This is a genomic window from Paracoccus marcusii, assembly GCF_006151785.1.
Lineage (GTDB): Bacteria > Pseudomonadota > Alphaproteobacteria > Rhodobacterales > Rhodobacteraceae > Paracoccus > Paracoccus marcusii.
In genome coordinates this window covers 21,998-30,954 of the sequence record NZ_VDDD01000031.1, presented here as the reverse complement: position 1 = coordinate 30,954, position 8,957 = coordinate 21,998, and the positions used below count along the sequence as shown (strand labels likewise).

General features: G+C 68.7%; 9 protein-coding genes and 1 pseudogene. 2 read left to right on the top strand and 8 right to left on the bottom strand.

From position 1 onward, the window contains the following. Positions 1 to 371: pseudogene (locus FHD68_RS07120) on the top strand (hypothetical protein); the annotation flags it as partial. On the opposite strand, the gene FHD68_RS07115 reads toward FHD68_RS07120, so the two are convergent. The 8 genes from FHD68_RS07115 to FHD68_RS07080 form a co-directional block, all read right to left on the bottom strand. Further along, the gene (locus FHD68_RS07115; protein ID WP_045982329.1) at positions 368 to 1,447 is read right to left on the bottom strand and encodes an ABC transporter ATP-binding protein; all 1,080 of its coding nucleotides are present in this window, start codon (positions 1,445 to 1,447) and stop codon (positions 368 to 370) included. The pseudogene FHD68_RS07120 and the gene FHD68_RS07115 overlap by 4 nt on opposite strands. A gap of 64 nt (positions 1,448 to 1,511) precedes the next feature. Next, positions 1,512 to 2,291, bottom strand: a complete 780-nt coding sequence (locus FHD68_RS07110) for an SDR family oxidoreductase (RefSeq protein WP_045982353.1) — start codon at positions 2,289 to 2,291, stop codon at positions 1,512 to 1,514. 137 nt (positions 2,292 to 2,428) lie between these two features. Next, complete coding sequence (gene rpe, locus FHD68_RS07105; RefSeq protein WP_127897593.1) at positions 2,429 to 3,112, bottom strand: ribulose-phosphate 3-epimerase; 684 nt, start codon at positions 3,110 to 3,112, stop codon at positions 2,429 to 2,431. 28 nt (positions 3,113 to 3,140) lie between these two features. After that, positions 3,141 to 4,064, bottom strand: a complete 924-nt coding sequence (gene cbbX / locus FHD68_RS07100) for a CbbX protein (protein ID WP_127899259.1) — start codon at positions 4,062 to 4,064, stop codon at positions 3,141 to 3,143. A 77-nt stretch (positions 4,065 to 4,141) separates the two neighbouring features. Further along, positions 4,142 to 4,561 carry a ribulose bisphosphate carboxylase small subunit gene (locus tag FHD68_RS07095; RefSeq protein ID WP_045982330.1) on the bottom strand — a complete coding sequence of 140 codons (420 nt, stop codon included), beginning with the start codon at positions 4,559 to 4,561 and terminating at the stop codon, positions 4,142 to 4,144. A gap of 12 nt (positions 4,562 to 4,573) precedes the next feature. Then, positions 4,574 to 6,034 carry a form I ribulose bisphosphate carboxylase large subunit gene (locus FHD68_RS07090; RefSeq protein WP_205963172.1) on the bottom strand — a complete coding sequence of 487 codons (1,461 nt, stop codon included), beginning with the start codon at positions 6,032 to 6,034 and terminating at the stop codon, positions 4,574 to 4,576. 21 nt (positions 6,035 to 6,055) lie between these two features. Then, positions 6,056 to 6,928 (bottom strand): phosphoribulokinase, encoded by an 873-nt coding sequence (locus FHD68_RS07085; protein ID WP_127897594.1) that lies wholly within the window; start codon positions 6,926 to 6,928, stop codon positions 6,056 to 6,058. Positions 6,929 to 6,935: 7 nt separating this feature from the next. Continuing rightward, the gene (locus tag FHD68_RS07080; RefSeq protein WP_127897595.1) at positions 6,936 to 7,814 is read right to left on the bottom strand and encodes an FIG domain-containing protein; all 879 of its coding nucleotides are present in this window, start codon (positions 7,812 to 7,814) and stop codon (positions 6,936 to 6,938) included. 98 nt (positions 7,815 to 7,912) lie between these two features. Between FHD68_RS07080 and cbbR the strand changes: the two genes are divergently transcribed. Beyond that, the gene (gene cbbR / locus FHD68_RS07075; protein ID WP_127897596.1) at positions 7,913 to 8,845 is read left to right on the top strand and encodes a LysR family regulator CbbR; all 933 of its coding nucleotides are present in this window, start codon (positions 7,913 to 7,915) and stop codon (positions 8,843 to 8,845) included. Positions 8,846 to 8,957: the final 112 nt, after the last annotated feature.

Here is an 8,957-nt window from a genome sequence, read left to right as displayed (position 1 = left end):
CCGGGCTGCGCCCGCCTGCGCCGCAGGCGCCGCCCCGGCCGCCGCGCCACGCCCTGTGCCTGTCCGGCTCCGAGGGGGATGCCGACCTCCTGCCCCTGGCCGACAGCCATGCGGTGGTGATCCGCCAAGGTGACGGCTGGGAAAGCTTTGCGGGGCGGCTGTTCCGGCCCTGGGTTCACGTCATTCCGATGGCGCAGGACGGGTCCGACCTGCCCGACCGGCTGGCCTGGGCCCGCGCAAACCCGGACGCCTGCCGGCAGATGTCGCGCAATGCGCGCAGGCTGTGCCATGCCCTGGCCGATCCTGCCGGGCGCAGGCTGCATCTGGCACAGGTGCTGGCCGATTACCGCCGCGCCACGGGCCAGGACTAGCGGCGCGGAAAGACGAAGACCCGGTCGCGGCGCAGCATCAGCCACATCGGCGTCCCGGCAGGCGGCAGGAACACCCCCGGCACCGTCGCGTTCAGCGCGATGCCGCCCGCATCGGTCGCGAACTCGACCAGCGATTCGCGACCCAGATAGCGGGCCCGCGTGACCCGCGCCAGCGCGGCGCTGCCGTTTTCGGCGGTGGGGGCGGGGCCCTGTCCGGCGCGGTCGAAATCCATCTTCAGGTGCTGGGGCCGGATGACGATGTCGACCTCTGCCCCCTCGGGCAGGCCGGGGGTCAGGAACTGGCCGAAGGGCGTGTCGGTCAGCGCGCCCTGCACCCGTCCCGTCAGCACGTTGATGTCGCTGAAGAACCCCGCCGCCAGCCGATCCACCGGCGCGTTGTAGAGGTTGTACGGCGCACCCTGCTGCACGATCCGGCCCCCCCGCATCAGCAGGATCTGGTCGGCCATGCGCATCGCCTCGTGCGGCTCGTGGGTGACCAGCAGGACGGCGGTGCCCTCATCCTTCAGCAGGGCCAGCGTCTCGTCGCGGATGCCGTCGCGCAGGCGCTCGTCCAGGCCGCTGAACGGCTCGTCCATCAACAGGACGCGCGGCCGCGGGGCCAGGGCGCGCGCCAGGGCCACGCGCTGCTGCTCTCCGCCGGACAGCTCATGCGGATAGCTGTCGATATGGGCGGTCATGCGCACGCGGTCCAGCAGCTCGGCCACGCGGTCGCGGTTGGCCTTCCAGCCGCCGGCCAGGCCGAATGCCACGTTCTCGCGCACGGGCAGATGCGGGAACAGCGCGAAGTCCTGGAACATCAGCCCGATCGCGCGGCGTTCGGGCGGGATGCGGAACTGGGTGTCGCAGACCAGCTGGCCGTCGACGAAGATCCGCCCCCGGTCCTGCATGTCGACGCCCGCCACGATGCGCAGCGTGGTCGATTTGCCGCAGCCCGACGGGCCCAGCAGACAGGCCACCTGGCCCGCCTCGACCTGGAAGCTGACATCGTCCACCACCGCCTGGCCGTCGAATCGGCGGGTCAGTCCCTGAACTTCCAGGCGGGGGGGCACGGTCACGGGCGATCCTTGGCGATTTGGTCGGGGTTGCGTATCAGGCGCGCCCCCGCCTCGCAACAGGGCCTCAGACCGTGACGTTCAACGCGCCGCCGTCCAGCAGCACGTTCTGCCCGACGATGAACCGCGCCTGCTGGCTGCACAGAAACGCGCAGGTCGCGCCGAAATCGGCAGCCGTGCCATAGGTGCCGGTGGGGATGGTCGCCTGCCGCTGTGCGCGGGCCTGATCGACGGTGATGCCCTGCGCGGACGCCACGCCGCCATCCAGGCTGTCGGCGCGGTCGGTCGCGTGGATGCCGGGCAGCAGGTTGTTCACGCAGACGCCCTTGCCGGCGACCTGGCGCGACATGCCGGCCACGAACCCGGTCAGCCCGGTGCGCGCCGTGTTGGACAGCCCCAGCACCGAGATCGGCGACCGCACCGATGCCGAGGTAATGTTCACGACCCGGCCCCAGCCACGGTCCATCATCCCCGGCACCAGCGCCTGCATCAGGGCGATGGCCGACAACATGTTGGCGTCGATGGCACGGATGAAATCGTCGCGCGTCCAGTCCTGCCAGTCGCCCGGCGGAGGGCCACCCGCATTGGTGACCAGGATGTCGGCATGGCCCACGGCGGCCAGCACGCGGGCGCGGCCCTCCTCGGTCGTGATGTCGGCGGCGACCGGGGTGACCTCGACGCCATGCCGTTCAGCGATCTCGCGGGCGGTCCGGGTGATCTCGGCCTCGGTGCGGGCGTTGATGACCAGGTTCACGCCGGCCTCGGCCAGCGCCTCGGCGCAGCCGCGCCCCAACCCCTTGGACGCCGCACAGACCAGCGCCCGTTTGCCCTTGATCCCCAGATCCATCGTGTTCTCCCTCTGCGTTCGACGCGCAGGAAACGCGGGCCGGGCGGCATTGTCAAACGCGATGACGCCGGCGATGCGCGGCGGGGCGCAGCCCCGCGGCAAGGAAGGGGCCTCGACGGCCCCGCCCTTGCCCATGCTCACCCCGCGATGGCCTCGCGGATCGCACGCATGTTCGTGCCATAGACGTCGGGCCGGTCCACCGACCCGCCCTTGAAGACCGCCGATCCCGCGACCAGCACGTCGGCTCCGGCCTGCGCCACCAGCGGCGCCGTCGCCGGGTCCACCCCGCCATCCACCTGGATATGGATCGGCCGATCGCCGATCATCCCGCGCAGGCGGGCGATCTTGTCGACCTGGCTGTGGATGAACTTCTGCCCGCCGAAACCGGGGTTCACCGTCATCACCAGCACCATGTCGCACAGGTCCAGCAGGTATTCGACCGCCTCGACCGGGGTGCCGGGGTTCAGCGCGATCCCGGCCCTCTTGCCGGTCGCACGGATCGCCTGCAGGGTGCGGTGCGGATGCGGCCCGGCCTCGACATGGGCGGTGATCATGTCGGCCCCCGCCTCGGCATAGGCCTCGATATAGGCGTCGACCGGCGCGATCATCAGATGCACGTCCATGACCGTCTTGACATGCGGGCGGAACGCCTTGACCGCCGGGGGGCCGAAGGTCAGGTTCGGCACGAAATGCCCGTCCATCACGTCGACATGGACCCAGTCGGCGCCCTGCGCCTCGATGGCGCGGATCTCGGCCCCGAAATTGGCGAAATCGGCGGACAGGATCGATGGGGCAATCTTGATCGTGCGGTCGAAATCCATGGCGCTCTCCAGTCTGTTCGGGCGGGGTTCACTCCGCTGCGGCCTGCCTGCTGGCGCGGTCCACGTCAAGACCGCCGTCGAAGACCCGGCTGGCGCGGATGTCCGGCGCGCTCAGCGTGGACAGGGCGGCGGCGTCCAGCGGCCCCTGCGCCTCGGTGAACAGACGGTTCGCCTGCCGCAGCCGGGCGCGGTCCAGTGCGTTCCGGATCGACCGGGCGTTCGCGAAATGCGGCTGCGTGCGCCGCGCGGCGATGTACTGGCCCATCGCGGTGCGGGCCGCGTCGTCCAGGCGGTAATTCTGCCGCGCCAGCATGCCTTCGCAGATGTGCAGCAGCTCGTCGTCGCTGTAGTCGGGAAACTCGATGTGGTGGGCGATCCGCGACCGGAACCCGGGGTTCGAGGCAAAGAACCGGTCCATCCGGTCGCCATAGCCCGCCAGGATCACCACCAGGTCGTCGCGGTTGTTCTCCATCACCTGCAGCAGGATCTCGATCGCCTCCTGCCCATAGTCGCGCTCGTTCTCGGCCCGGTAGAGGTAATACGCCTCGTCGATGAACAGCACGCCCCCCATCGCCTTCTTCAGCACCTCCTTGGTCTTGGGCGCGGTATGGCCGATGTACTGGCCCACCAGGTCGTCGCGCGTGACGGTCACCAGGTGCCCCTTGCGGACATAGCCCAGCCTGTGCAGCAGCGTGGCCATCTTCAGCGCGACGGTCGTCTTGCCCGTGCCGGGATTGCCGGTGAAGCTCATGTGCAGGGTCGGCGTCTCGGTCGCCAGTCCAAGCCGCCGCCGCGCCCGGTCGACCAGCAGCAGCGCCGCCGTCTCGCGGATGCGCGCCTTGACGGGGGCAAGGCCCACCAGCTCCTGGTCCAGTTCGGCCAGGACCTCGGCCACGCCGCTGTCGGCAAAGTCCCGGGCAAGGTCGACATGGGTCGGGACATCTTCGGTCATCATGCACCTCTTTCGTGGAATGCGTCCGGGCGATGGGAGGACACCGCCCGGACCTGGCCCTGCGGAGGAGCAACCTCTCAGGGATAGCGTGCGCCCTCGGGCTCGCGCATGGCATAGCTCTCGATGCTGTATCGGACCGTCCGGCCCTCGCCCTCCTGGCGCACCAGCCGAAAGCCCGGTTCCACCGCCGGTCGGTTCACGATCATCGCCATGCGGATCGATTCCCATCCGGGCGAGGCATCGAAGGCGATGACGCGGATATAGACCCCGCCATGCACCTTGCGGCATTCGTTGACCTCGAACACCACCGCCGCTGCGTCGGGATTGTCGAACATCGGGTGGCCCCACATCTCCCAATAGGTGTTCCGGGGATGCGGATCGTCGGTGTATTCGACCGACACCGCCCAGCCCCTGTCGATGGCGTACTGGGCCTGCACGCGGATGTCGTCATCCGACAGGTCGGGCAGAAAGCTGAACTGGCCTTGTGTCATCTTCATGGCTCTGGCTCCTCAGTGGGACACTTCGGGGGTGGGCGCGAAATCGGGCGCATCGGTCGAGGCATAGTCGAAGCTGACGTCCTTCCAGACATCCAGGGCCTGCTTCAGCGGCGTGCAGGTGCGGGCGGCGTCGCGCAGGATGTCCTCGCCCTCGTTCCAGATGTCGCGGCCCGAATTGCGCGCGAACACCATCGCCTCCAGCGCGACGCGGTTGGCCTGCGCGCCGGCGGCGATCCCGTGGGGATGGCCGATCGTGCCGCCGCCGAACTGCAGCACGACATCCTCGCCCAGGTAATGCAGCAGCTGGTGCATCTGGCCGGCATGGATGCCGCCCGACGCCACCGGCATCATCTTGTTCAGGCTGGCCCAGTCCTGGTCGAAGAAGATCCCGCTCTCCAGCGCCATGGGATTCCGCTCCTCGCGGAAGATGTCGTAATATCCCCTGGTGGTCGCCGGATCGCCTTCCAGCTTGCCCACGACGGTGCCTGCGTGCAGGTGGTCGACGCCGGCCAGGCGCATCCATTTCGCGATCACGCGAAAGCTGACGCCGTGGCTGCGCTGGCGGGTATAGGTCGAATGCCCGGCCCGGTGCAGGTGCAGGATCATGTCGTTGTCGCGCGCCCATTTGGCCATCGACTGGATCGCGGTGTACCCGATCACCAGGTCGATCATCACGATCACCGACCCAAGCGATTTCGCGAACTCGGCCCGCGCGTACATCTCCTCCATCGTGCCGGCGGTGACGTTCAGGTACGTCCCCTTTACCTCTCCGGTTGCGGCACTGGCGCGGTTCACCGCCTCCATGCAGTACAGGAACCGGTCCCGCCAATGCATGAAGGGCTGGCTATTGATGTTCTCGTCGTCCTTGGTGAAATCAAGACCGCCCTTCAGCGCCTCATAGACGACGCGGCCATAGTTCCGGCCCGACAGGCCCAGCTTGGGCTTGACCGTGGCACCCAGCAGCGGGCGGCCATAGCAGTTCAGGCGCTCGCGCTCGACCACGATGCCGGTGGCGGGACCTTGGAACGTCTTCACATAGGCCACGGGCAGGCGCATGTCCTCCAGCCGCAGGGCCTTCAGCGGCTTGAAGCCGAAGACGTTGCCGATGATCGACGCGGTCAAGTTGGCGATGCTGCCCCCCTCGAACAGGTCAAGGTCATAGGCGATATAGGCAAAGAACTCTCCGGGGCCGTTGGGGACGGGGTCCACGCGATAGGCCTTGGCGCGGTACTTGTCGCAGGCGGTCAGCCGGTCGGTCCAGACCACGGTCCAGGTCGCAGTGCTGCTTTCGCCCGCCACCGCCGCCGCGGCCTCGACCGCGTCCACCCCGTCCTGCGGCGTGATGCGGAACAGCGCGATGATGTCGGTGTCCTTGGGGGTATAGTCCGGCTCCCAGTATCCCATCTGCGCGTATTTCAGCACCCCGGCAGAGTACCGCTTTTTCGCGTCCAACTTGGCTGGCATCTCATTCATGGTCAGTCCTCCGTGAAAGGGTCAGGCGCGCTTGGCGTCATGGGTTAGGCGCAGGATCATCGGCGTCAGGATCAGCTGCATCGCCAGGTCCATCTTGGGGCCGGGCACGACGATCGAGTTGGCGCGGCTCATCCAGGATCCGTCGATCATCTGGGTCAGATAGGGAAAATCGATGCCCCTCGGGTTGCGGAACCGGATCACCACCAGGCTTTCGTCGGCGGTGGGGATCCAGCGGGCGATGAACGGGTTCGACGTGTCAACCACCGGCACGCGCTGGAAATTGATGTCGGTCTGGGTGAACTGCGGACAGATGCAGTGCACATAGGCGTGCATGCGCCGCAGGATGGTGTCGGTCACGGCCTCGGTCGAATAGCCGCGCTGGGCGCTGTCGCGGTGGATCTTCTGGATCCATTCCAGATTGATCACCGGCACCACGCCGATCTTCAGATCGGCCAGCGCGGCCAGGTTGACGGTGTCGTTGGCCACCGCCCCGTGCAGCCCCTCATAGAACAGCAGGTCGCTGCCGTCGGGAAAGGGTGCCCAGTCCGTGAAGGTGCCGGGCGAGGTGCCCCATCGTTCCGCCTCGCGGTCGTCATGGACGTAATGGCGGGTCTGGCCGCGCCCCGTTTCGCCATAGACGCGAAAGATCTGCTCCAGCACCTGGAGTTCGTTGGCATCAAAGCTGAAATGGCTGAAGGTCGCGTCGCCCGCGGCCAGCCGCGCGGCCAGTTCGGCCTTCATCGCGGCGCGGTCATAGCGGTGGAAGGCATCGCCCTCGATGCTGACGGCGGTGATGCCCTCGCGGCGAAAGATCTGGTCGAAGGTCGACTTGACCGTCGTGGTGCCCGCGCCCGAACTGCCGGTGACCGAGATGATGGGATGCTTGTGGCTCATGGGGTCCTCAGGTGCGGAACAGGCCGCGATGGCCGAACAGGGCCGAGACCTCGGCCTCGGGCAGATCGTGATAGGCGGCGACGCGGTCGACCTTGTCGACGCAGCCGAAGACCAGCGGCGTGCGGCTGTCGAACCCGGTGATCACCGCGTCCAGGATCGGCAGCGCGCCGTCCGTTGCCCGTCCCCCTGCCTGTTCGATCAGGAACGCGATGGGCGCCGCCTGGTGCAGCATCGACAGGCTGCCCCGCGCATGCCCCGACCGCGCATCGGCGGGCGCCAGGTAGATTCCCCCGCGCATCAGGATCCGATGCGCCTCGGCCACCAGCGACGGGGTCCAGCGCAGGTCGATGGTCCGTCCGCGCGGGCCCTGAACGCCGGCCAGGCAGTCGTCGACATAGGCCCGCACGGGGCGCGGCCAGTGGCGGTACTGCGACATGTCGATGGCCAGGTCGCGCACGGCGTCGGGCAGGTTGGCCCGCGCCCGTTCGATGGCGAAGGCCCACCCGTCCAGCGCCTGCACCTGCACGCCGTCGCCGCAGGTCAGCACCATCAGGCAGCGCGGTCCGTGCATCACGTATCCCGCCGCCCGCATCTGCCGCGCGGGGCGCAGAAAGCTGTCCTCGGCCGTGGCCGCCGCGTCGAAGATCGCGAACAGGGTGCCCGTGGGGGCATTGGCATCAGGCTGGTCGGGCGGCGAATGCGCGATGGCCAGGGCCAGCGCGCCCCGCGGATCGCCCCCTTCGGGCGTGGCCTGATCCGCCCGGCTGATCCAGCGCAGCCCCTTGCCCCGCAGCGCAGCCCCCGTGGCCAGGTGGCGCGCCAGATCATCCAGGCAGGCGTGCAGATCGGCCGGGATCAGGTCCGTGTCGATGGTCGCTTCGGTCATCGTCCCCTCCCCGGCACGAGTGCTGCCAGGGGACATTGACAGGCGACCGCGTTTCGGAAAATTTAATAAGGCGAAAGACGCATTCAGGAATTCTTAATATGCGCCATGATGCCGTCACCCTGCGCCAATTGCGCGCCCTGCGCGCGGTCGCCGACAGCGGCAGCCTGACCCTGGCCGCGGCGCAGCTGGGCCTCAGCCCGCCCGCCATTCACAGTCAGCTGAAATCGCTGGAAGATCTGGCTGGGGCGCCGTTGCTGCAGCGCGCCGAGCACGGGGCGTTTCGCGCCACCGCGCAGGGGCGTGCCGTGCTGATGGCAGAGGCCCAGATCGCCACCGCACTGGCCCGCGCCGGGCGCGAGGTCGCGTCCCTGGCCCAGGGGCACAGCGGCAACGTGGTCCTGGGGGTGGTGTCCACCGGCAAGTATTTCGCGCCGTTCCTGGTCGCCACGCTGCAACGCGCCCTGCCGCGGATCGAGGTGACGCTGCGGATCGGCAACCGCGACGCGATCCTGGCCGCGCTGGCCGCGGATGAGCTGGACCTGGCGATCATGGGCCGCCCGCCGCGCGAACCCGCCGTGATCGCCGCCCCCATCGGGCCGCATCCGCACATCATCATCGCGGCACCCGACCATCCGCTGGTGGCCCAGGACCCGGTCATGCCGATGGACCTGCTGTCCCAGACCTTCCTGTCGCGCGAGGAGGGGTCCGGCACCCGCATCCTGATGACCCGCTTTCTGGACCGCATCGGCGAAGGCACGCCCTGGCGCGCGACCGAGATGGGCACGAACGAGACGATCAAGCAGGCGGTGATCGCGGGCCTGGGCATCGCGCTAATCTCTCAGCATACCTGCACCGAGGAACTGCGCACCGGCCGTCTGGTCGCGCTGCAGGCCATCGGCCTGCCCATCCAGCGCAGCTGGTACCTGCTGCACCGCGCCGACCGCGCGCCCAGCCCGGCCACCGAACGCATCCGCGCGGCCATCGCGGGTCTTGGCGGCAGCTTCCTGCCGCGTCTGGAGGGGCGCGGCTGATCTTGCCGGTTCCGAGTCGTGTTGTCGTGCGGCCGTCGTCCAGACAAATACGAACGGCCCGCCGCGATGGCGGGCCGTTCCCCTAATCCACCGACACCACCTCTTAACGCTG